Source organism: Pseudomonas sp. JBR1, assembly GCF_028198185.1.
Lineage (GTDB): Bacteria > Pseudomonadota > Gammaproteobacteria > Pseudomonadales > Pseudomonadaceae > Chryseomonas > Chryseomonas oryzihabitans_E.
In genome coordinates this window covers 853,029-874,279 of the sequence record NZ_CP116340.1, presented here as the reverse complement: position 1 = coordinate 874,279, position 21,251 = coordinate 853,029, and the positions used below count along the sequence as shown (strand labels likewise).

18 protein-coding genes are annotated in these 21,251 nt (G+C 62.5%); 11 read left to right on the top strand and 7 right to left on the bottom strand.

The window, feature by feature from the left end:
* Nucleotides 1–82: 82 nt before the first annotated feature.
* Complete coding sequence (gloB, locus tag PJ259_RS04170) at nucleotides 83–862, bottom strand: hydroxyacylglutathione hydrolase (RefSeq protein WP_271654841.1); 780 nt, start codon at nucleotides 860–862, stop codon at nucleotides 83–85.
* A 77-nt stretch (nucleotides 863–939) separates the two neighbouring features.
* Between gloB and PJ259_RS04165 the strand changes: the two genes are divergently transcribed.
* The 5 genes from PJ259_RS04165 to nudC all read left to right on the top strand — a co-directional run bounded on the left by PJ259_RS04165 (nucleotide 940) and on the right by nudC (nucleotide 5,843).
* Complete coding sequence (locus PJ259_RS04165) at nucleotides 940–1,716, top strand: methyltransferase domain-containing protein (RefSeq protein WP_271654840.1); 777 nt, start codon at nucleotides 940–942, stop codon at nucleotides 1,714–1,716.
* Entirely contained in the window at nucleotides 1,709–2,173 is a 465-nt protein-coding gene (gene rnhA, locus PJ259_RS04160; RefSeq protein ID WP_271654839.1) for a ribonuclease HI, read from the top strand. Before PJ259_RS04165 ends, rnhA begins: the two co-directional genes overlap by 8 nt.
* 17 nt (nucleotides 2,174–2,190) lie before the next feature.
* Nucleotides 2,191–2,925: a DNA polymerase III subunit epsilon gene (gene dnaQ, locus PJ259_RS04155; protein WP_271654838.1), complete on the top strand. Its 735-nt coding sequence runs from the start codon at nucleotides 2,191–2,193 to the stop codon at nucleotides 2,923–2,925.
* Between the two features lie 393 nt (nucleotides 2,926–3,318).
* Nucleotides 3,319–5,019, top strand: coding sequence for a ferrous iron transporter B (locus tag PJ259_RS04150; protein WP_442964870.1), 1,701 nt, complete (start codon nucleotides 3,319–3,321; stop codon nucleotides 5,017–5,019).
* Nucleotides 5,016–5,843, top strand: coding sequence for an NAD(+) diphosphatase (gene nudC, locus PJ259_RS04145; RefSeq protein WP_271654836.1), 828 nt, complete (start codon nucleotides 5,016–5,018; stop codon nucleotides 5,841–5,843). Before PJ259_RS04150 ends, nudC begins: the two co-directional genes overlap by 4 nt.
* On the opposite strand, the gene PJ259_RS04140 is transcribed toward nudC, so the two are convergent.
* Together PJ259_RS04140 and pobA are read right to left on the bottom strand one after the other, a co-directional pair.
* Complete coding sequence (locus PJ259_RS04140; protein WP_271654835.1) at nucleotides 5,811–6,587, bottom strand: TSUP family transporter; 777 nt, start codon at nucleotides 6,585–6,587, stop codon at nucleotides 5,811–5,813. The genes nudC and PJ259_RS04140 overlap by 33 nt on opposite strands.
* Nucleotides 6,588–6,664: 77 nt before the next feature.
* Nucleotides 6,665–7,849, bottom strand: a complete 1,185-nt coding sequence (pobA, locus tag PJ259_RS04135) for a 4-hydroxybenzoate 3-monooxygenase (protein WP_271654834.1) — start codon at nucleotides 7,847–7,849, stop codon at nucleotides 6,665–6,667.
* A gap of 114 nt (nucleotides 7,850–7,963) precedes the next feature.
* Between pobA and PJ259_RS04130 the strand changes: the two genes are divergently transcribed.
* Nucleotides 7,964–8,881, top strand: coding sequence for a helix-turn-helix domain-containing protein (locus PJ259_RS04130; protein ID WP_271654833.1), 918 nt, complete (start codon nucleotides 7,964–7,966; stop codon nucleotides 8,879–8,881).
* Here PJ259_RS04130 and PJ259_RS04125 read toward each other — a convergent pair.
* Together PJ259_RS04125 and PJ259_RS04120 are read right to left on the bottom strand one after the other, a co-directional pair.
* Nucleotides 8,841–11,912 carry a hybrid sensor histidine kinase/response regulator gene (locus tag PJ259_RS04125; protein WP_271654832.1) on the bottom strand — a complete coding sequence of 1,024 codons (3,072 nt, stop codon included), beginning with the start codon at nucleotides 11,910–11,912 and terminating at the stop codon, nucleotides 8,841–8,843. The two genes, PJ259_RS04130 and PJ259_RS04125, sit on opposite strands and share 41 nt — an antisense overlap.
* Nucleotides 11,913–11,949: 37 nt before the next feature.
* Complete coding sequence (locus PJ259_RS04120; RefSeq protein WP_271654831.1) at nucleotides 11,950–13,218, bottom strand: 3-phosphoshikimate 1-carboxyvinyltransferase; 1,269 nt, start codon at nucleotides 13,216–13,218, stop codon at nucleotides 11,950–11,952.
* Nucleotides 13,219–13,421: 203 nt separating this feature from the next.
* Between PJ259_RS04120 and PJ259_RS04115 the strand changes: the two genes are divergently transcribed.
* From PJ259_RS04115 to PJ259_RS04095, 5 genes are all read left to right on the top strand, one after another.
* Nucleotides 13,422–14,996, top strand: coding sequence for an alkaline phosphatase D family protein (locus PJ259_RS04115; protein WP_271654830.1), 1,575 nt, complete (start codon nucleotides 13,422–13,424; stop codon nucleotides 14,994–14,996).
* A 96-nt stretch (nucleotides 14,997–15,092) separates the two neighbouring features.
* Nucleotides 15,093–16,037: a DNA replication terminus site-binding protein gene (locus tag PJ259_RS04110; RefSeq protein ID WP_271654829.1), complete on the top strand. Its 945-nt coding sequence runs from the start codon at nucleotides 15,093–15,095 to the stop codon at nucleotides 16,035–16,037.
* A gap of 643 nt (nucleotides 16,038–16,680) precedes the next feature.
* Nucleotides 16,681–17,781 (top strand): saccharopine dehydrogenase family protein, encoded by a 1,101-nt coding sequence (locus tag PJ259_RS04105; protein WP_271654828.1) that lies wholly within the window; start codon nucleotides 16,681–16,683, stop codon nucleotides 17,779–17,781.
* Nucleotides 17,778–18,263: a DUF2269 family protein gene (locus PJ259_RS04100; RefSeq protein WP_271654827.1), complete on the top strand. Its 486-nt coding sequence runs from the start codon at nucleotides 17,778–17,780 to the stop codon at nucleotides 18,261–18,263. The genes PJ259_RS04105 and PJ259_RS04100 overlap by 4 nt, the downstream gene beginning before the upstream one ends.
* Before the next feature lie 84 nt (nucleotides 18,264–18,347).
* Nucleotides 18,348–18,941: a DUF1349 domain-containing protein gene (locus tag PJ259_RS04095; RefSeq protein WP_271654826.1), complete on the top strand. Its 594-nt coding sequence runs from the start codon at nucleotides 18,348–18,350 to the stop codon at nucleotides 18,939–18,941.
* 11 nt (nucleotides 18,942–18,952) lie between these two features.
* Here PJ259_RS04095 and PJ259_RS04090 read toward each other — a convergent pair whose 3' ends face one another.
* Together PJ259_RS04090 and PJ259_RS04085 are read right to left on the bottom strand one after the other, a co-directional pair.
* Complete coding sequence (locus PJ259_RS04090) at nucleotides 18,953–19,726, bottom strand: L-iditol 2-dehydrogenase (protein ID WP_271654825.1); 774 nt, start codon at nucleotides 19,724–19,726, stop codon at nucleotides 18,953–18,955.
* A gap of 76 nt (nucleotides 19,727–19,802) precedes the next feature.
* Entirely contained in the window at nucleotides 19,803–21,110 is a 1,308-nt protein-coding gene (locus PJ259_RS04085) for an ABC transporter substrate-binding protein (RefSeq protein WP_271654824.1), read from the bottom strand.
* Between the last annotated feature and the right edge of the window lie 141 nt (nucleotides 21,111–21,251).

Genomic DNA, 21,251 nt, shown 5'->3' with positions numbered 1-21,251 from the left:
GGAACAACCCGTCAGCCTGTGACCTGTACGACGACCGAAGACCCGCTGTTCCAGCGCTGCCAGAGGGGCCGATCAATGAGTGTCAGAACGTGTCCTTCCAGGCTCTCAGGGCCGCGAAAAAGGTATCCTCCGAGGCATCCGCGGCCACCTCGCGCTGCTCTTGCAAACGTTGCCGAACGCTGCGCTCGGTCGTCCGCAGGAAGGGATTGATGTGGCGTTCACGACCTAGTGTAGAGGGCAGGGTGGGGCGTTGGGCGTCACGTAGACGCTCGGTCTCGGCCAGGGCTTCCTGGACGGCGGGGCTATCCGGTTCCACGGCCTGGGCGAAGCGCAGGTTGCTCAAGGTGTATTCGTGGCCGCAGTAGATCTCGGTGGCGTCCGGCAGGCTGGCCAGTCGGCGTAGGGAGGCCAGCATCTGGCTAGGCGTCCCCTCGAAGAGGCGACCGCAGCCTGCGGAAAAGAGGGTGTCGCCGCTGAACAGCAGCGGTCGCTTGCCGGCGAGATAGAAGGCGATATGGCCGGCGGTATGGCCAGGGACTCGCAGGACTTCGAAGGTAGCGCCCAGGACTACCAGACGATCGTTGTCCGCCAGCGGCAGGTCGACCTTGGCGATACGCTCGTCGGCTGGCGCCGCCACTCGGGCACCGCTGCGCTGCTTGAGTGCGGCGATACCGCCGGTGTGGTCGTTGTGGTGATGGGTGATGAGGATGTCGGTCAGCCGCCAGTCAGGGTGGTCATCGAGCCAGGTCAATACCGGTGCGGCGTCGCCGGGATCGACCACGACCGCCTGTCTCTTCTCGATGTCGGTGATCAGCCAGATGTAGTTGTCGTTGAAAGCGCGCAGCGGAAGGATGTCGAACATGAGGTTACTCTCTGATCGCTAGGGTAGCAGTCGGTAGCACGGTAACAGCAGAGGCTTCAGTATCAGAGGACCAGACGATGCACGATGAATTCTCCGCCCAGGTCGATCCGCGCTGGTTGAAGCTGATGAGCTCGGCCCGGGAGTGGCTGTCGGGGCCCCTGGGGCAGTTGCTGCTCGAACAGGAGCGGCTGCTGATTGATGAAGAGCTCAAGCGGCATTTCGGCAGCTACCTGATTCACTATGGCCCTCATCCCGAGTCGCCAGCCAACTGTGGCCAACTCCGGCATCGTGTTCGTATCGGTCCGCCGCTCGGCGATGTCGATATCGTTTGCGAGGAGGGGGCCTGGCCACTGGGCGAACACGCGGCGGATGTCGTGCTACTGCAGCATGGTCTGGATTTCTCCCTGGCCCCCCATCGACTGCTACGTGAGGCGGCGCTCAGTGTCAGGCCCGGCGGGCATCTGGTGGTGGTCGGGATCAATCCCTGGAGTCTATGGGGGGTGCGTCATTACCTGGCCCGCGATGCGCTGCGCAAGGCGCGCTGTTTCGGTGCTCATCGAGTCGCGGACTGGCTGTCGGTGCTGGGGTTCGCGCTGGAGAAACGGCGCTTCGGGTGTTATCGTCCGCCGCTTTCATCCCCCAAGTGGCAACAGCGTCTGGCCTGGATGGAGCAAGGCGAAGCCGAACCCAACCGCGAACAGGCGGCGGGTGCGGGCTTCTATCTGCTATCGGCGCGCAAGCTGATGTTTGGCATGCGCCCCGCACCCCAGGTGCGCAGGGAACCGCGCGGCAAGCTGCTGCCCATGCCGGTGGCCAAGATCAGCCGGCGCGAATCGAGTGAATCCAATGAGTGACGACATCGTCGAGGTCTTTACCGACGGCGCCTGCAAGGGTAATCCCGGGCCGGGTGGCTGGGGTGCCTTGCTGAAATTCAAGGGTGCGGAGCGCGAGCTCTGGGGCGGAGAAGCCAACACCACCAACAATCGCATGGAATTGATGGCGGCCATCCAGGCCCTGGCAGCGCTCAAGCGCCCCTGCCAGATCCGCCTGACCACTGATTCCGAGTATGTAATGAAGGGCATCACCCAGTGGCTGGTTAACTGGAAGAAGCGCGGCTGGCAGACCGCCGCGAAGCAGCCGGTGAAAAATGCCGAGTTGTGGCAAGCCCTGGATGCCCAGGTCCAACGCCACCAGGTCGAGTGGCGCTGGGTGCGCGGCCATACCGGTCACCCGGAGAACGAGCGGGCCGACCAGTTGGCCAATCGAGGAGTGGACGAAGTCAGACAGGCCAGGCAGGCCGCCAAGGTCTAGCAGGGCGAGAGGTAGCGATGAGATACGTAGTGCTGGATACCGAAACCACCGGCATGCCGGTGACCGATGGGCATAGGGTCATCGAGATCGGGGGAGTGGAAGTCATCGGCCGGCGTCTGACCGGGCGGCATTTCCATGTCTATCTCAATCCGGATCGGCAGATCGACGAGGGTGCCATCGCGGTCCACGGCATCACCGACGAGTTCGTCGCCGACAAGCCACGCTTCGCCGAGATCGCCGACAGCTTCTTCGAATTCATCGAAGGCGCGGAACTGGTCATCCATAACGCGCCCTTCGACGTGGGCTTCATCAATATGGAGTTCGCACGCCTGGGTGTTCACCCCGAGCGGGCCGATATCACCCAGCATTGCTCGGTGCTCGATACCCTGGTCATGGCGCGCGGTCGCCATCCCGGTCAGCGCAACAGCCTGGACGCCCTCTGCAAGCGCTATGGCGTAGACAATTCCAACCGCGAACTGCACGGCGCGCTGCTCGACGCCGAGATTCTCGCCGACGTCTACCTGGCCATGACTGGTGGCCAGACCAGCCTGTCGTTGGCCGCGCATGGGCAGGAGGGCAATGGCGATGGCAACTACGTCATGCCGATCAAGCGCCTGCCGGCCGATCGGCAGCGGACTCGGGTCATCAGCGCCACCGCGGAGGATCTCGACGCCCATGCCGCCCGTATGGCAGCGATCGAAAAGAGCTGCGGCAGGGTACCACTCTGGCTATCCACGCCTGGCGCCGAGTGATAGCTCCTCTGCACGGCTAACCGCCTGGCCTATCATTGGTCAGGCGTTAGCGTTCGTCTGAATAAGCTGAAAGCCTTCACAATTTTCAGCTACCGTTCAACAAAGATGCTGCAGGCTAAGCAATTGAGCCCGCATGAAGCATCATATTTCGAGTCTCACGGAACTTTCTTCGTTCCTTTGATTCATAAGACGATTCGGAATAATCGCTTCGCTGTTGTGGATTTACAGGTCTGGTGTTTCGGAGCAGTGATCCCGGCAACCATGCATGGGATGATTAGCGTGGCTCGGTCAGGAAGACACGGGCACCTAGGCTTCATCGGAAACAGCAAATCTTTCTTCCCGTTTTAGAGTGGCGTTTGCGAGGTTGTATTGGCGCAGGAGGCGTAAGGCACCATGGTGACCGGAGCGAGAGCTTTGAGCTTGGTCCGCGAACAGCTGTTCGCGACCATCGAGGAAGCTGAGTCCCATCTTGAACGTTTCATTGTCGAGCGGCACTGCAGCAGTCTGTTGCAGCGCGCGGTCGAGAGTATCGGCCAGATTCGAGGCGCCTTGACGCTCATCGAACTGGCGGGTGCCCAACTGCTCGCCCACGAAACGCTGCAGATCGCCAATGACATTCCCGCCGGCGCTGGTCCCGAACACGACGAACACCTGATGTCGATCTGTCGGGGCCTGCATGTACTGCGCCGGTACCTGGAACAGTTGCGCAGCGGCCAGGACGAGATGCCCGAACTGCTGCTGCCCGCGATCAACGCCCTGCGCCTTGCCGGGGGCGAGCCCGAGCTTTCGGAAAGCTATTTTTTCAGCGTTCGTCTCGATCAGCGCCCGCTGATCAGCGAGACCACCCGACTCGGCATGCGTGAACGCCAGGCCCAGGCTCGCCGGATGCGGCAGATGTACCAGATCGGCCTGCTGGGATTCCTGCGTGACGTCAATGCCGTGGCCAGTCTCAGACTCATGGCGCGCGCCCTGGAACGATCCGCTGCACTGCTGCACGATCATGTTGGCGGCTATCTGCCCTGGGTCGCGGCCGCCACGGTCGAGGGGTTCGCCCAAGGCCGCCTGACCGCCACCCGCGAACGCAAGCAGCTATTCGCCCGTGTCGACCGCGAGTTGCGCCAGATGCTGGGCAATGATCTGCATGAGCCTGCGCGCAGCACCCTCAAGGAACTTCTCTACCTGCTGGCGCTGGCAGGGGCCGATAGCGCCCACCAGCAGGAAGTCATGAATGCCTACAGCATAGAGCGTCTCGGTTTCACCGATAGCCAGCTCGAAGCGGGCAAGAAGCGTCTGGCCGGTCCCGGTCATGCGGTCATGCATTCGCTGTCCGCAGCCATTCGCGAAGAGCTGGAGACGGTCAAGGACCTGATCGATCTCATCGAGAGCGAGGTGCGCAACGCCGCCGTGCAGAATCGTGCGCCGCTGTCCGACAATGTCTCCCGGCTGTATGTCCAGGTCGGCCTGCTTGGCAAGACGCTGGAGATGGTTGGCCAGGAGAATGCCGGGCAGGTGTTGCAGCAGTGCCTGCCGAGCATCTCCCAGCTCCGGGAAAAGACCTTCGTACTCGAAGATCTCAGCCCCCTGGCCGACGCCTTGCTGCTCGTGGAAAGCCTGGTGGCTCATCCCGAAGGGCAGGGTTCCCTGATCGACGTTCCCCTGGAAGCCGACGATGTCCAGGTCAGTGTCGCCCACTATCAGCTCGGCGAAGCCCAGGCGTTGCTGCACCGTGAAGCCTACAAGGGCCTGACCGATGCCAAGCGCGCGATCGGCGCCTTCCTCGACTCCCGTGGCGATGCTCTGCACCTGGCCACGGTCCCCGCGCTGCTCGATACCGTACGGGGGGCGTTGTTCTTCCTGGGCAATCCACGTGCCGCTGAACTGGTACGTGCCTGTACCGGCTATATCCAGCGCTGCCTGATCGAAGGCGGCCAGGCCTGTGAGCCGGCCACCCTGGAAGTATTGGCCGACGCTCTCAGCAGCATCGAGTTCTTTGTCGAGAGTGGCGGTACCGAGGGCCAGGACGGTACGCCGGAAATCCTCGACATTGCGGCGCAAAGCATTCGCGCCCTGGGTTGGACCTCGGCTGCCGCATGATGGCCTGGCAGCCTAGTTGGTTCCCGACCATCCAACCCGCGACCGGCTGGCTGGTCGTCCATAGCGGTCAGTCCTTTCTCTCCCGGGGTACGGACGTGCTCTTCGCCCCGGACGATCCGCACGTCCAGGGCCTTGCTGGTGATCGTCATGGCTTGGGGCTCTGGCAGGATCAGCCCGTCACCTTGCTCGAACTGGATTCGCCACCGGACATCGAGGGCTGTGCCTGGCAGCCCCTTCGGCCCCTGATGCTGCAATCGCCCCATGCGCTGTTCAAGCTCCTGGGCTATGCCAATCAGATCGGTACCTGGGCACGCCAGCACCGCTTTTGCGGTCAGTGCGGCACAGGCACCTTCGCGCTGGATGGGCAGCGTGGCCTGAAATGCCCGAATTGCCAGCTGACCCAGTATCCGCGGTTATCCCCGAGCATGATCGCCCTGATCACCCGGGGTGACGAGGTCCTGCTGGCACGATCGCCGCGCTTCGCGCCAGGGGTCTTCAGTACCCTGGCGGGTTTCGTCGAGCCGGGCGAGTCGGCGGAAGCCTGCGTGCACCGGGAGATCATGGAAGAGGTGGGTGTCACGGTTGGCAACCTGCGCTACCAGGGCAGTCAGAACTGGCCCTATCCGCACTCGCTGATGCTGGGGTACCACGTCGATTACCTGGATGGCGATATCCGTTGCCAGCCGGAAGAGATCGAAGATGCCCGCTGGTTCCACCTGAACGAGCTGCCGACGCTACCGCCGCCGTTCTCCATCTCCCGCTATCTGATCGATCTCTATCGGGTCGAACGCCTAGGCGGGACCAAACCAGTGCTGCCAGATTAGCTTGACGGTCAGCGCCAGCACCACGCAGATGAATACCGGGCGAATGAACTTGGCACCCCCGGCGATGGCGCTGCGTGCGCCCAGATAGGCACCCAGGGTCAGCGACAACCCCATGGTCAGCCCCAGTACCCAGATCACCTGACCGAGGGCGATGAACATCACCAGCGCCACGCCGTTGCTGACGAAATTCATGGTGCGTGCCACGCCGCTGGCCTTGAGTAGATCCAGGGGATACAGCAACAGGCTGCTGACGGTCCAGAAGGCGCCGGTCCCGGGACCGAACATGCCATCGTATGCCCCGAGCGTCAGGCCCTGGGGCCACTGTCGCCGTTGCGGCACGGGCGCATCGCTCAGCACCGGCGCCTTGGGCGTGCCACCAAACAGCAGATAGAGCGCGCAGCTGAAAACCACCACCGGCAGCAGCTGATTGAGGAATTCCGCGGACAAATGGTGAGCTACCAGCGCTCCGATGCCCGCGCCCACGGCGGTTGCCACCAGCGCATGTCGCCACTGGCGGGGCTGGAACAGCTTGCGGCGATAGAAGGTATAGGCGGCGGTGGCGCTGCCAAAGGTGGAGCTGAGCTTGTTGGTGCCGATGGCCAGATGGGGCGGGATACCTGCCATCAGCAGCGCAGGAACCGTAAGCAGACCTCCACCGCCGGCGATGGCATCGATGTAACCAGCCAGGAAGGCGACCCCGGCAAGCAGTGTCAGGGTCATGGGGTCCAGGGCGAATTCGAACATGGGAGCGGGCGCCAGGTGGAACGGGGGCGCCATCATGCATCAGACGGGCGCCGCTCACCACCTGTCTGCCCGCTCGATCAATCCAAGTCCGGAAAGGGCAGGCCGACGTAGTTCTCCGCGAGGGTAGTGCGACCGGCTCTGGAGTCCAGCAGCGCACGCACCTCGGCATCCTGCACCCGCTGGGTGAAGGCATCGGTATCGGGAAAGCGATGCAGCGCCGTGGTCATCCACCAGGAAAAACGGACCGCGGCCCAGACGCGCTTGAGACAAAGTTCGGAGTAGCGCTCGAGACAGCTGGCGTCGCCGTGGTGATAGGCCCGCTCCAGCAGCAGATGTAGATTGCGCACATCGCCCAGGGCCAGATTGAGTCCCTTGGCGCCGGTGGGCGGCACGATATGAGCCGCGTCGCCGACCAGAAACAGCCGGCCATACTGCATCGGTTCGACCACGTAGCTGCGGAGCGGGGCGATGCTCTTTTCCAGGGAGGGTCCGGTCACCAGTTGGGCGGCCGTCTCGGCGGGAAGCCGTGCCTTGAGTTCCGTCCAGAAGCGCTCGTCCGACCAGTTCTCCACCGAATCGCTGGCATCCACCTGCAGATAATAGCGACTGCGCGTTGCGGATCTCATACTGCAGAGGGCAAAGCCGCGGGGATGATTGACGTAGATGAGTTCCTCGCTGGCCGGCGGGGTATCGCTCAGCAGCCCCAGCCAGCCGAAGGGGTAGACCCGCTCGTACTCGGTGAGCACACCTTCTGGAATGGTGCGGCGCGAGACGCCGTGGAAGCCGTCGCAGCCGGCGATGTAGTCGCAGTCGATCCGCAGGACATCGCCCGCGACCTGGCAGGTGATAGAGGGCCGTTGACCCTTGACCTCGTGGAGTCGAACCTCGCTGGCCTGGTAGAGGGTAGGAGCGCCGCTGGCTACCCGGGCGGCCATCAGGTCACGGGTCACCTCCGTCTGGCCATAGACGGTGACGCAGCGACCGCCGAGCAGATCGTTTAGGTCCAGTCGCTCGCGCTGGCCATGGATGGCGAATTCCACCCCCTCATGCACTTGCCCCTCCTGTTCCAGCCGTTCGCTGACACCTGCCTGGCGCAGCAGATCCACCGTACCCTGCTCGAGTACCCCGGCGCGGATGCGGCTGAGGACATGGTCCGCGGTCTGGCGCTCGACGATGACGTTATCGATCCCGGAGCGGGTGAGCAGCTGGCCGAGCAGCAGGCCCGATGGGCCGGCGCCGATGATGACGACTTGGGTATGCATGAAGCAGGTCCTCTTATCTGGCGTAATCGCCGTCTTCTTGTATGGCTCCGGTATTTTTGAACGATTTTTTCGAGTATCGACAGGCGGTTCGTGCTGACTTTCTGGTACTTTCCAATGATTCGTGCGGCTATCGCCCAGGGGCTGACGGTGAACGACGCCTATCCACCCATTTTCAAGCTGTACGGCGAGGCTCAGGCCTGGCCGGCACCGGATCTGCTGCACTGCGAGACGATCGAGAGTCGAAGTCGGCTGCATGGCTGGTGCATCGAGAGCCATAGGCACGCGGATCTGGCCCAGTTGCTCTATGTACGCCGGGGCAGGGTGCGATTGCAGCTGGAGGATTGGCACGGCGAGCTGTCCGGGCCCTTGCTGGTGGTGCTACCCCTGCTGTGCGTGCACGCCTTCGCCTTCGATCCAGCGGTCGAAGGCTTCGTGATCACCTTGCCGGTCCCGCAGCTGGAGCGCCTGAAGCAACGCTGCCAGAGAGCCGGACAGGGCCTGTTCTTCAAGGCAGAGCGCCTGGTGCTGGCCAAGGCCGACGCCCTGTGGATCGACCAGCTCGTCGGTCAGCTCGTCGCGGAATACGAAGGGCGCCGGCCTGGACGCGAAGTGCTGCTCGAAGCCCTGCTCGACAGCCTGGCGATCTGGCTCATTCGGCAACATCGACATGAGCAGGAGGTGGCCTTGCCACGCCGCGCCGAACAGCACCTGGGTCGCTTCCTGGCGCTGGTGGAGCAGCATTATCGCGAGCAGTGGAGTCTCGGCCGCTATGCGGCGGCGCTCGGTATCTCGGGCATGCATCTGAACAGTCTGTGCCGGCAGCTGGCGGGTGCCTCGGCCCTGGCCATCGTGCACCAGCGCCTGTTGCTGGAAGCGCGGCGCAGGTTGACCTATACCCAGGCGTCGGTGGCGGAGGTGGCCGATCTGCTCGGCTTCGCCGACCCGGCCTATTTCTCGCGCTTCTTTCGCCGCGGCACCGGGCAGAGTCCGCTCAGCTATCGACGTCTTGCGGGCGAGGAATTGCGGCGCTGAGGCCGTCGCTGTCCGCGGCCAGGGTTTCGCCGACGCGAAGCGCCAGGGCGTCCAGGTTGAAGGGCTTGGTGATCAGGGTCATGCCGGGGTCGAGATAGCCTTCCAGATGAGCGCCCTCGGCATACCCGGTGGCGAAGAGCACCCTGAGCCCGGGGCGGCGCTGGCGTGCGATCTCGGCCAACTGGCGCCCGTTCATGCCGGGCAGGCCGACATCGGAGAGCAAGAGGTCGATCGGACGCTGGCTTTCCAGCAGGGGCAGGGCGGCGCGGGCATCCTCGGCCTGCAGGGTGGCGTAGCCCAGTTCCCGTAGCAGATCCACGACCATCTGCCGCACGACGGGCTCGTCCTCCACCACCAGAACGGTCTTGCCGGCGCCGCTGGGGGTAGGGGCAGGGATGGCCACCTGGGGTGGCTCGACGTCGGCCCCCAGGTAGCGGGGCAGATACAGGCCTACGATCGTGCCCTTGCCGGGTACGGAATCAAGACGGACGTGCCCTTTGGACTGCTTGGCATAGCCGTAGATCATGGACAGGCCCAGACCGGTGCCCTGGCCGATGGGTTTGGTGGTGAAGAAGGGATCGAAGGCGCGCGCCACGACCTCGGGCGGCATCCCGGTGCCGTCGTCGGTGACCAGCAGCGCCACGTAGTCACCGGCACTCACCGCATCCAGGCCATTGCCACTCTCGGCAAGGTAGACATTACGCGTTTCGATGCGGATGGTCCCGCCGTGGGGCAGGGCATCGCGAGCGTTGATGACCAGGTTGAGCAGGGCGCTCTCCAGCTGGTGCCCGTCCGTCAACGCCTGCCAGAGATCCTCGTTCAGATCGAGCACCAGGACGATGTCACCGCGCAGACTGCGCAGCAGCAGCTCCTCCATGGACCTGACGCTATCGTTCACGTGAATGGGCTGCAGATCGAGTGCCTGGCGCCGGGAGAAGGCGAGCAGGCGCTGGGTCAGAGCCGCCGCGCGCTGGGCGGAGCTCAACGCCGAGTGCAGGTATTGATCGAACTTGTCCTGGCGTCCGGCCTTGTGGTGGCGCTGCAGCATGTCGATGCTGCCCATGATGCCGGTCAACAGGTTGTTGAAGTCATGGGCGATACCGCCGGTGAGCTGACCGACCGCTTCCATCTTCTGCGCCTGGCGCAGCTGCTCCTGCAGTTCCTGCTGCTCGGTGACATCCCGGCCCACGGCATAGATGAGGTCATCCTCGGCCGTCGCCGTCCAGTCGAGCACCCGGTAACTGCCGTCACGCCCTCGCAACCGTGCCCTCAGGCTCGCGGAGCCCTGCTGACGCCCCAGGCAGCTCAGGGTATCGAACACCTGGCGCTGATCGTCGGGGTGAATCAATTCGGCCAACTGAACGCTGGCCAGGTCCGTCTCGCGTCGTCCCAATAGGCGAGTGGCCGCGCTGTTGACGGTCTTCACCTCGCCGTCGGCTCGGCAGATCACCATGAGATCGTGGCTGATGCGCCACATCCGGTCACGCTCGCGGGTCCGCAGTTCGATCTGGTGTTCGAGCTCCTTGCGCGAGCGGGTCAGGACCTCCCGCGCATCGACGATGCTCTGGATATCGGTGCAGGTGCCGAACCACTGCTCGATGCGGCCCTTGGCGTCACGTACCGGTTGCGCCCGGCCAAGTACCCAGCGGTAGCGACCGGAACGATGCCGCAGGCGGTATTCGATGTGGTAGGGCTCGCCCGTGCTGAGGCTGTGGTGCCACACCTTCCAGGTGCGTTCCTGGTCATCGGGATGGAAGACGTTGGCCCAGCCTTCGCCTTCCGTGGAGCCTTCGGGCACCCCGGTGAATTCATACCAGCGATCGTTGAAGTAGAAGTGATGGCCATCGGGTCGGGTGGCCCACACCATCTGGTCGATGGAGTTGATGATGGCGCGCAGCTGCGCCTCGTTGCGGGCCAGTTCCTGGGCTTGGCGGCGGTGGCCGCTGATGTCGATGAATAGCACCGCGAAGCGATCGCCTGGCAGCTTGTGGGCGCGTACCTCGTACCAATGCTCGTGTTGCAGATGCAACAGGATGTCGAATTGGGTGAACTCGGCGTCGGAGTTCATGAAATCGATGTAGGCGGGCAGTAGATCGGCTTCCAGTTGCGGCAGCGACTGGCGCAGCGTCCTGCCCAGTACCTGGTCCAGCGGGATGCCGGTCAGGGTGGCGAAGATCGGATTGACCTCCAGGAAGCGGAAGTCTTCCATGAGGCCATTGGCATCCCGGATCGCCTGGGCGGTATAGAACCCCTCGCGCATGCCGTGGTAAAGCTCCTGCAGCCAGACATCCCGTTCGGTAATGGCCGCCTCATCTCGCTTGCGCTCGGTGATGTCGTAGCAGACGCCCAGGTAGCGCCCACCGCCCTGACTGTTCATCAACTGGCCACGGCGTCCCAGCCAGCGTTCCTCACCGGTATCGGCCCGACGAATACGGTATTCGAGATAGTCGAGGGCGTCGTCAGCGGGCGTCGCGGTCAGGGTACGCAGACTGCCGATGTCATTGGGATGCAACTGCCTGATCAACTCATCCAGGCCATAGCTGCGTCGCTCCGGCAGCCCCCAGAGCTGACAGAAGCCGGAAGACACCAGCAGGCGGGCTTCATCCGGCAGCAACTCGAAGGTGCCGACGCGCCCGACCTCCTGGGCCAGGCGCACGCGCTCCTCGGACACCAGCTGATCGGTTCGATCCTGCAGGACATGGGCGAAGCCGAGTACCGCGTCAGCGCTTCTCAGCGCCGTCGTGGCGACTTCCACCCAACGGGAGGCGCTGCCCTGAACGGCGATCCAGCCTGCACCGCGACCGTGGTCATCGACCAGCGACTGATGCTGGGCGGTCGCCAGGAAGGCGCTGTCCTTGCCAGCCGTCAGCAGTTCGAGCAGGAGTTGCCCCTGTGCCTGCGCAGCTGGCCAGCCGCAAAGGAGCTCCGCTCCCCGGTTCCAACGCTCGATACGCCCATCGCGGTCGGTGATGACCAGGGCATGGGACGTCAGCTGCAAGAGTGCATGCTGTTCGAGCGAAGTGATCGACATGCTGGGGTTCCGTTCAGCGAGCGCGCAATGCGGGTTATTAGGCTTCGATACCCTCGCTCAGCTGGACGTTCAGACTGCGTAGGGCATTCCAGTACTCAGGATAGGTCTTGCCCACGCATTCGGGATCCAGAATACGAATGCCTGCCACCTTGAGTCCGGCCAGGGCGAAACACATGGCGATGCGGTGGTCGGCGTGGGTTTCGATCACGGCCTCGACCTGGCTGCCGGCCAAGGCGGGATCCGCGGCTACCAGCAAGTCATCACCTTCCACCTGGGCGAGACCGGGACGGATGGCGTTCAGGCCATCGTGCAGCGCGGCCACGCGATCGCACTCCTTGACGCGCAGGTTGGCCAGGCCCACGAAACGCACCGGGGTTTCGTTGAAAGCTGCTAGCACTGCCAGGGTAGGGATGGCGTCCTGCATCTGCGAACCGTCGATGACCGCTGGCAGCCGCGGGAAGGCCGCGATGTACTCGCGGGCCTTGGCGTCTGGCTGGGTAAAGGCAGCGTCGGCCACGCCCAGGTCGATGGTGCCACCGGTCAAGGCCTGCGCGGCCCATAGATAGGTAGCGGCAGAGGCGTCCGGCTCGATGAAATAATCCCGTGCGACGTAGCCGGTCGGTGCTACCCGCCAGGTCGCGGCGTCCCGTTGCTCGACCTCGGCACCAAAGGCGTGCATGGCCGCCACGGTGAGATCGATGTAGCCACGGGCGCCGATATCACTGCCGCGCAGGGCAACCTCCACGGGCGCTTCACCCAGCGCTGCCAGCATCAGCAGCGCGGAGACGTATTGGCTGGAGAGGCCGGCATCCACCTCGAAGCGGCGCGCCGTGAGACGCCCTTGGCCAGTGACCGTCACGGGAGGGCAGCCCGTCGGGGCTGCCACCTGGATGCCGTTGGCACTCAATGTGTCCAGCAGGGGCGCGAGAGGGCGCTTCTGCATGTAGGCGTCGCCCGTCACGGTGACGGTGCCATCGATGGTGGCGACCGCCGCGGTCAGGAAGCGGACCGCAGTGCCTGCGTTACCCAGGAACAGGGGTTGCGCCGGCTGCTGCAGGCGCCCGCTACTGGTCACCACGAAGGTGGTGGCGTCCGGTTCATCGATGGTCACCCCCATCAAGCGCAACGCCTCGGACATGTGCCGGGTATCGTCGCTCTTGAGCGCGCCGGTCAGGCGGCTGGTGCCCTTGGCCAAGGCCGCCAGCAAGAGCGCCCGGTTGGTGATGGACTTGGAGCCGGGAGGGGCGATTCGTCCGTGCAGCGCGGATTTGGTAGGGGTGACAACGATGTAGGGTCTGGCGGACATGGGGGCTCCAAGCAACTTCGCGACAGCCATGGCGGCGGGCCGCAACAGGGGCGCCATGATGCCATTTCAGGGCATGCAACCCCAAGCATCTGATCTTAATACCACCCCTATATGCAGGCACCTGTTACTCCTGAACCTTCTCTGTCACAAACAGGTAATCAAGGCAGGGTAGTGCTAGCAGCTTTCCACCAGAGGTTGCTGCCATGTCTCTTGTTCGTCCTGATCGTCGTCGTGTCCTGCAGGGGCTGGGCGCTACGTTATTGCTACCTGCCTTCGGGGCTCGTACCTGGGCAGCGCCTGCAGGGCGACCGGCCATAACCGATGGGATTCAGGCCGGAGATGTCATGGACGGCCGTGCCCTCATATGGAGTCGCACGGATCGGCCGGCACGGCTGCTGGTGGAGTGGGATACCCAGGCGAGCTTCCGCTCGGCGCACAAAGCGGCGGGGCCGGTCACCACGGCGGCCCAGGACTACACCGCCCGCGTCGATCTGGCGGGGCTGCCGGCTGATCAGCAGATCTTCTACCGCGTCCGCTTCGAGGATCTGGATACCGGTGCCCTCAGCGAGCCCGTTGCCGGCCACCTACGCTCGGCACCCACTCAACGCCGCGATATTCGTTTCGTCTGGGGTGGCGATACCGTGGGGCAGGGCTTTGGTATCAACCCCGATATCGGCGGCATGCGCATCTATAGCGCCATGCGCGAGCGGCGTCCGGATTTCTTCCTGCACAGTGGCGACACCATCTATGCGGACGGCCCCGTACCAGCACAGCTGACGGTTGAAGAAGGGCGCATCTGGCGCAATATCACCACAGAAGCCAAGAGCAAGGTGGCGGAAACGCTGGACGAATTCCGCGGCAACTATCGCTATAACCTGATGGATACCCATCTGAAGCGATTCAATGCCGAAGTCCCGCAGGTGTGGCAATGGGACGATCACGAGACCACCAACAACTGGTCGCCAAGCAAGACGCTGGACGATCGCTACCAAGTCAAGGACATCAAGGTCCTGAGCGGTCGGGCACGTCAGGCGTTTCTGGAGTACGCGCCCATGCGTGGCGTGTCGGCCGACGGGGCAGGGCGCATCTACCGCAAGATCGCCTACGGCCCGCTCTTGGACATGTTCGTCCTGGATATGCGTAGCTATCGCGCGGGGAATGACAGCAACCTGGGCAGCGAGGAGGGCGGTCCTGGTGCTTTCCTGGGGGCTGAGCAGCTGGAGTGGCTCAAGAAGGGGCTGCAAGGGTCCACCGCGACCTGGAAAATCATCGCCGCTGATATGCCCATCGGCCTGCAGGTCCCGGACGGCAAGGATGCGCAGGGTCAGGCGCGCTGGGAAGCCATCGCCAATGGCGATCCCGGTGCACCCAAGGGGCGGGAGCTGGAAATGGCTGACTTGCTCCGCTTCATCTCTAGTCAGAAGATCCGCAATACCGTCTGGCTGACCGCGGACGTGCATTACTGCGCCGCTCACCACTATCACCCCAACCGGGCTGCCTTCCAGGAATTCGAGCTTTTCTGGGAATTCGTGGCAGGACCGCTCAATGCGGGTAGCTTCGGCCCCAATCCACTGGATGCCACGTTCGGCCCCGAGGTCGTGTTCCAGAAAGCGCCGCCTCAGGCCAATACGTCCCCCCTGGGAGGCTTTCAGTTCTTTGGCGAAGTGGAGATCGAGGGCGAATCCGCTGTTTTGACCGTCACCTTGCGTGATCAGGATGGACGCTCCCAATTCACCCAGCAGCTCCATCCCATGCTAAGTAATACCACCCATATATAAACAATTTAATTGTCGAAACCCTACGCAAGGTAATCAAGGAAGAGGGTAAATTCGCGCAAATGCTACAATCTGGTAGTTATCAGGTTGGAGTCGGTTATGCACGAAGACATCAAGAGCGCGTTCGAAGATCTCAAGCGAAGTATCGAGACCTTCAATGAACGGTGGCCCAGTAAAGTGATAGCCGCGCGGGCGTGGCGATTGCCCTTGCTGGCGCAGCAGCGTGTGCCTGACCACATCGCGGCGGAGTCTTTCGAGGGCGCCGCCGCCGTGGAACTCACCCGTGATGCCTTGCTGGCGTTCCATCTGCAACCGGGGCAGGCGCCGGGTACCGTCAGTCGTCTGCCAGGTTATATCGCCTTGGCCGAGCCCTTGATGGAAGAGATCCTGGCCATCAACACCTGCAAGGTTGCCTTTAGCGAGGCGATCGAGCAGACACGCCTGGAACTGGAACTGGCTCCTGAAGCGCGGCCGCGAATCATGCGCAAGGCCTTGGGTGGCGCTTTCAATACCAAGCAGCTGATCCGCAAGGTACATGGCTTTCCCGACCCGGTGCGGCAGCTGACCTTTACCTGGGCCGGACATACGGCAGGAGGAGAGCGGGTGAAGGTAGCCAAGGTACGGGAGCAGCTAAAGACCCTGGCCATGGCACGTGCCGACCGTGAGCGGATCGCCCTGGATCGCACGCCGGAATGGCAAGAACACCAGACGCTCAATCGCATGGCCGACGACGACATCCTGGTTCGGCACAAGAAAATCGCCCCGCATCCTAGGGCGATGCTCTGGTTCGGCGAGGAAAGCCGTTACGACGCCATGATCCACGCCAACCTGCCGGTGTTCGTGGTACCGGCCCAGGATGGCATGCAGGTCGTCGATCTGCGTGACTTCGACCGCACCCAACGCGGGGCGCTGCGACCCGACATCAAGCCGCGTCGCGAAGTGCTGGCTACACGACTGTTGTACCTGCCGACCGACAATCCGGAGCGGCCAGTGGCCCAGCGCAACAATGAAGCCACGCTCAAGCGATCGACCTACAGTCGCTGAGCATTCCGGAGACCGATGGCGTTACCGGGCGGGTGGATGTCGTAACCAGATCCTTCATTTCCGAGTGAAAAGGTAACGAAATCCTATTGCCAGGCTGGCTTCGGTTTGGAGCTGAATTGATAAAAACCAGCAAATTCAGCAGCTTACAAATGTTGGCACAGTGCCTGCTTTATTATTGGCACAAGAACAACAAGATGCGCCGCTAACAGCCCACAACAAAAACAAGATGGCCAAGGCTCGCGAACCGATCATTTTGGAACGCTCCAGAGCGACCAAAGTAATCTGTTCACTTCCCACCTCTGGTGGGGCGTACTAAAGATCGATGACGTTGACGTCCGACAACAAAAACAAGAGGACAGCAGACGTACTTGGATGAGGGAGCCCTAGGGCTCCCTTTTTTCATGCCTGCAAGAAAGCTTCGCGCCGATTTCAGTGGTGCTTACAGCGCACCGCAACCAGTCGGCTATGACTCCTATGGCGAAATCCCGCGTTGCGCCTTTCAGAACAGTCCCTGGTCAAGGACCAGTGTCGCGCCTTGCTACCGGACCTTATCCGACACTCCGTACCTTGTTGACCTATGCTCCAGAAAGGGTGTCGCCAGGCCGCTGGTGGCAGATCTTGAATCGAGAGAGGACGGCTTCTGGTGAGTCTGAAGGTGATGGTAGTCGGCGCGTATGGGAATTTCGGTTCCATCATCAGCCGTCGCCTGGCGCGAGTGGACGGAATCGAGCTCACGCTGGCAGGGCGCGCGGCGCAGGTGGCCGTATTGGCTCAGGAGCTTGGCACCAGATTCTGGCAGGGTGATGCGTTGAGCCCCGACTTCGCCGAAGCCTTACGAACCTTTCAGATAGGTCTTGTCATTCATACAGCGGGGCCTTTCCAGGGGCAGAGCTATGCGGTCGCCAGGGCTTGTATCAAAGAGGGTGCACACTATTGCGATCTGTCCGACGCTCGTGAATTCGTCGCGGGTATTACCCAGCTCGATGAGGCCGCTCGTGCCCGAGGGGTAGCGATTCTTAGCGGTTGCAGTTCCGTACCTACATTGTCTGCAGCCGTCATCGATGCCTACCTGGCCAGAACAGCTGGCGATTTTCGGCCAGAGGAGCTGTGCTACGGCATCACCTCATCAGCCAAAATGCCTGGGCTCTCCACGGTCCAGGGTGTGCTCAGCTACGCTGGGAGTCCCATTCCGCAGCAGCGAAATGGACGATTGGAGCAGGTACCAGGCTGGTATGGTCTGGAATGGGTACCTATAAGGGGTATTCGAGGTCGACGCCTCGTGGCGGATGTGGATGTACCCGACATGGCAGTCTTCCCGGAACGTTATGGTCTGCGGGACATCCGCTTCAAAGCTGGTCCCGGTCTGGCACTGGGTACGCTGGCCAACCACCTGTTGGCACGGGCCGTCCGGAGCGGACTGGTAAGCAGACCGAGGGAGATTGCCGGTCAGTTGCACCGCCTTGGGCAACGGTTCGAAACGTTCGGTACTGGCAAGAGCGCCTTCTTTCTGGAATTGGGCGGTTTGCTTGGCAATCAGCCGGCGAGTTACCGTTGGGAATTGCTGGCCACCCACAACAAGGGACCCGAAATTCCATGCTGTGCAGCCATTGCTCTGGTTCGCAAGATGGCCGCAGGCTACCAGCCCATATCTGGGGCTCGGGTCTGTGTGGGAGAAATAGGCCTGCAAGAATACCTGGAGGCGATAGGGCCTTCGTTCATCACGATCACGGAGTGGTCGCGATGACCTACCTATTGTTGAAGTACCTGCATATCCTGGCCGCGGTGTTTTTGTTTGGCTTCGGCATGGGTTCCTATCTCTATTTGATCGCAGCCACACGCAGCCGCACACCGCAGGTGATCACCCATGTCGCGCGTATGGTGGTGTTTTTCGATACCTGGATCACCACGCCGGCTGGCTTCCTGCAGCTGGGCACAGGTATTGCGCTGGTTACCCTGATGGGGTTGTCACCATTCGCCAGCTGGGTATTCGCCTCGCTCGTGTTGTTTTTCGCGGTAGGAGCTCTCTGGTTACCGGTGCTCTGGTTGCAGGGCCGAATGTTGAAGCTGGCCCGGCAGGCTACCGAGCGTGGTGAATTGCTGGGCGCCGATTTCCAGCGAGCTTATGCCTGGTGGTTCTGGATGGGTATAGCCGGCTTTCTGGGGATGTTCATCATCCTGCTTATGATGGTCACCAAGCTCTATCCTCATCAGTTGCTGACCTTGTAGCGTCACCCATTTGGGACCGTCTTTGGCGCATCGCCCATCCTTGATCTATCGTGTTCGCAGCCCATCAGCTGCGGATGCCTCCCCATGAGCCCAACGAAGACCCTGCCTGCCCAATGGCTCAACGAGCCGACGCGCTGGTCCGACACGGATGGCGTGCTGCACATAAGAACCGATAGCGGGACCGACTTCTGGCAGAAGACCCAATACGGCTTCGAGCGTGACAGTGGGCATTTCCGCGGCTTCGCGGCCGGTGAGGATTTCACGGCGCAGGTACGGATCACCGGGACCTTTACCGAGCTGTACGATCAGGCTGGCCTGATGGTAAGGCAGGGGAGCGAGCGTTGGTGCAAGACGGGGCTCGAGATCAACGATGGTATCGCCCATCTAGGTAGCGTCCTGACCTTGGGGCATTCCGACTGGGCGCTCGGGCCGATGCCCGATGCCGTCCGGGGTTTCTGGCTGCGGATGACGCTGCATGAGCAAGTGCTGCGCATCCAGTATTCCCTGGACGGGGTGGCCTGGCCGCTATTACGGCTGTGCCGGTTCGCGAGCGAAGAGGGCGCGGCCCTGGAAGTCGGTCCCTATTGCTGCTCGCCACAGCGTGAAGGTCTGGAGGTCAGCTTTGCCGACCTCCAGATCGGGCCAGCGATCGTCAAGGAACTGCACGACCTGAGCTGACCGCATGGTGATCAGCTCATCCAGTTACCACCGTCGACGTTATAGGTCTGGGAGACTACGAAGTCGCTATCACTGGAGGCCAGGAACACCGCCATGCCGACCAGATCTTCCGCGGTTCCCATGCGGCCATAGGGTACGGCTTCGCCCACCAGGCGTTTCTTCTCGCCCAGCGGACGCTGTTCGTAATGGGCGAAGAGGGCGTCTACGCCTTCCCAATGTTCGCCATCGACCACCCCTGGAGCGATGGCATTGACGTTGATGCGGTGCTTGATGAGATCGAGACCCGCCGATTGGGTAAGGCTGATAACCGCGGCCTTGGTCGCGCAATAGATGGCGACCAGGGGTTCGCCGCGGCGGCCCGCCTGGCTGGCCATGTTGATGATCTTGCCACCGTGGCCCTGGGCGATCATCTGGCGGGCCGCGGCCTGCAGGGTGAAGAGCGGACCAGCCACGTTGATGGAGAACAACCGGTCATAGCTTTCCCGGGAGATCTCGACGATGGGGGCCAGATCGAACAGGGCAGCGTTGTTGACCAGGATGTCGAGCTTGCCCGCAGTGGCGACCACCTGGGTGATGGCGGTATCGATCGAGGCCTGGTCAGTGACATCCATGGCCAGGGCATAGGCACCTTCGCCCAGCTCTTCGGCGGTCTCGCGTGCTCTTTCGATATTGATATCGGCAATGGCTACCGTCGCGCCTTCCCTGAGGTAGGCCTGGGCGAAGGCTTTGCCGATTCCGCGGGCGGCCCCGGTGATGAGGGCGCTCTTTCCTTCCAGTCTGTTCATGATCTTGCTCCGATCAGCGAGGCCGGCCGCGCGAGTCATTAGTGCAGCGGGCGGCGGCCTCTTGGGTAAGGGGGCGTTACTTGAAGTAGCCCGCGCGTTTCATCTCGCGTGTCGTCGAAGTCTGAGCGGCATTGAGGGCCTGTTCAACGCTCATCTGGCCGGTGAGGGCCGCGGAGAACAGCTTGCCGACCGAGGTGCCGATAGCCTGGAATTCGGGGATGGTCACGTACTGGATGCCGACATAGGGCACCGGCTTGGCCGAGGGATGGGCCGGATCCGCGTGCTGCATCATGTCCAGGGTGATCTTGGCGAAGGGCGCAGCGGTCAGGTAAGCCTGGCTGTAGGTGGACTGCCGAGTGCCCGGCGGCACATTGGTGATGCCATCCTGATCGGCCACCAGCTGGATGTATTCCTTGGAGGTCGCCCAGGTGATGAAGGTCTTGGCAGCCTCCTTGTGCTTGGCACTGGCAGGAATCGCGAGCGACCAGGCATACAGCCAGGAAGATCCCTTGTCCGTCACCTCCTGGGGCGAAGCGGCGAAGCCGACCTGGTCGGCTACCTTGCTCTGGGTCTTGTCGGTAGTGAAGGAGCCAGCCACGCTCGCATCCACCCAGAGGGCGCACTTGCCGCTGTTGAACAGCGCCAGGTTTTCGTTGAAGCCATTACTGGACGCCCCGGGTGGGCCGTACTTCTTCATGTTGTCGACATAGAAATTGGCCGCCGCGATCCATTCCGGACTGGTCAGCTCGGGGTGCCATTGCTCGTCGAACCAGCGCGCACCGAAGGCGTTACCCATCAGGCTGAGCAGGGCGACATTCTCACCCCAGCCGGCCTTGCCTCTCAGGCAGAGTCCGTACTGGTCCTTGTCTGGCTGGTTGAGCTTGCTGGCGAAGTCGGCGAGTTGCGACCAGGTCGGCTTGTCCGGCATCTGCAGCCCGACCGCCTTGAACAGATCCTTGCGGTAATAGGTGACCGTGCTTTCGCCATAGAATGGCAGGGCATAGAGGTGGTCGTTCACCGACAGACCCTGACGAACTGCGGGGAAGATGTCCTCGACGTCGTAGCTGGCCGGTAGGTTGTCGAGCGGTTCCAGCCAGTTCTTGGCGCCCCACAGCGGTGTTTCGTAGGTGCCGATGGTCAGCACATCGAACTGGCCACCGCCGGTGGTGATATCGGTCGTCAGCCGCTGCCGCAACACGTTCTCTTCGAGCACTACCCAATTGAGCTTGATGTCGGGATGCTGCTTTTCGAATACCTGTGACAGACGCTGCATGCGCACCATGTCGCTGTTGTTGACGGTGGCAACGGTTACGGATTCGACAGCCTGAGCGACACCGGTCAATCCGAGACCGGCCAACAGCAGCACTGCGCAGGGGCGCTTCATGGTTTTCTCTCCGTGACTGCCGCAACGGCAGCTTGTTGTTGTTATGCATCGTGGTCGCCGATGGAAATTTGATTTCAACCTGGCGGCTGGAGATGATTACAACAGCAGCACCCAAGCCCTTGCTAACTGGCCATTGACCGG

Coding starts and splice junctions, on each gene's coding strand:
- PJ259_RS04165 (WP_271654840.1), top strand. CDS start 940: ATGCACGATGAATTCTCCGCCCAGGTCGATCCGCGCTGGTTGAAGCTG.
- PJ259_RS04150 (WP_442964870.1), top strand. CDS start 3,319: ATGGTGACCGGAGCGAGAGCTTTGAGCTTGGTCCGCGAACAGCTGTTC.
- PJ259_RS04115 (WP_271654830.1), top strand. CDS start 13,422: ATGTCTCTTGTTCGTCCTGATCGTCGTCGTGTCCTGCAGGGGCTGGGC.
- PJ259_RS04130 (WP_271654833.1), top strand. CDS start 7,964: ATGATTCGTGCGGCTATCGCCCAGGGGCTGACGGTGAACGACGCCTAT.
- PJ259_RS04140 (WP_271654835.1), bottom strand. CDS start 6,587: ATGTTCGAATTCGCCCTGGACCCCATGACCCTGACACTGCTTGCCGGG.
- PJ259_RS04095 (WP_271654826.1), top strand. CDS start 18,348: ATGAGCCCAACGAAGACCCTGCCTGCCCAATGGCTCAACGAGCCGACG.
- PJ259_RS04110 (WP_271654829.1), top strand. CDS start 15,093: ATGCACGAAGACATCAAGAGCGCGTTCGAAGATCTCAAGCGAAGTATC.
- PJ259_RS04090 (WP_271654825.1), bottom strand. CDS start 19,726: ATGAACAGACTGGAAGGAAAGAGCGCCCTCATCACCGGGGCCGCCCGC.
- nudC (WP_271654836.1), top strand. CDS start 5,016: ATGATGGCCTGGCAGCCTAGTTGGTTCCCGACCATCCAACCCGCGACC.
- PJ259_RS04100 (WP_271654827.1), top strand. CDS start 17,778: ATGACCTACCTATTGTTGAAGTACCTGCATATCCTGGCCGCGGTGTTT.
- rnhA (WP_271654839.1), top strand. CDS start 1,709: ATGAGTGACGACATCGTCGAGGTCTTTACCGACGGCGCCTGCAAGGGT.
- PJ259_RS04085 (WP_271654824.1), bottom strand. CDS start 21,110: ATGAAGCGCCCCTGCGCAGTGCTGCTGTTGGCCGGTCTCGGATTGACC.
- PJ259_RS04125 (WP_271654832.1), bottom strand. CDS start 11,912: ATGTCGATCACTTCGCTCGAACAGCATGCACTCTTGCAGCTGACGTCC.
- dnaQ (WP_271654838.1), top strand. CDS start 2,191: ATGAGATACGTAGTGCTGGATACCGAAACCACCGGCATGCCGGTGACC.
- pobA (WP_271654834.1), bottom strand. CDS start 7,849: ATGCATACCCAAGTCGTCATCATCGGCGCCGGCCCATCGGGCCTGCTG.
- gloB (WP_271654841.1), bottom strand. CDS start 862: ATGTTCGACATCCTTCCGCTGCGCGCTTTCAACGACAACTACATCTGG.
- PJ259_RS04120 (WP_271654831.1), bottom strand. CDS start 13,218: ATGTCCGCCAGACCCTACATCGTTGTCACCCCTACCAAATCCGCGCTG.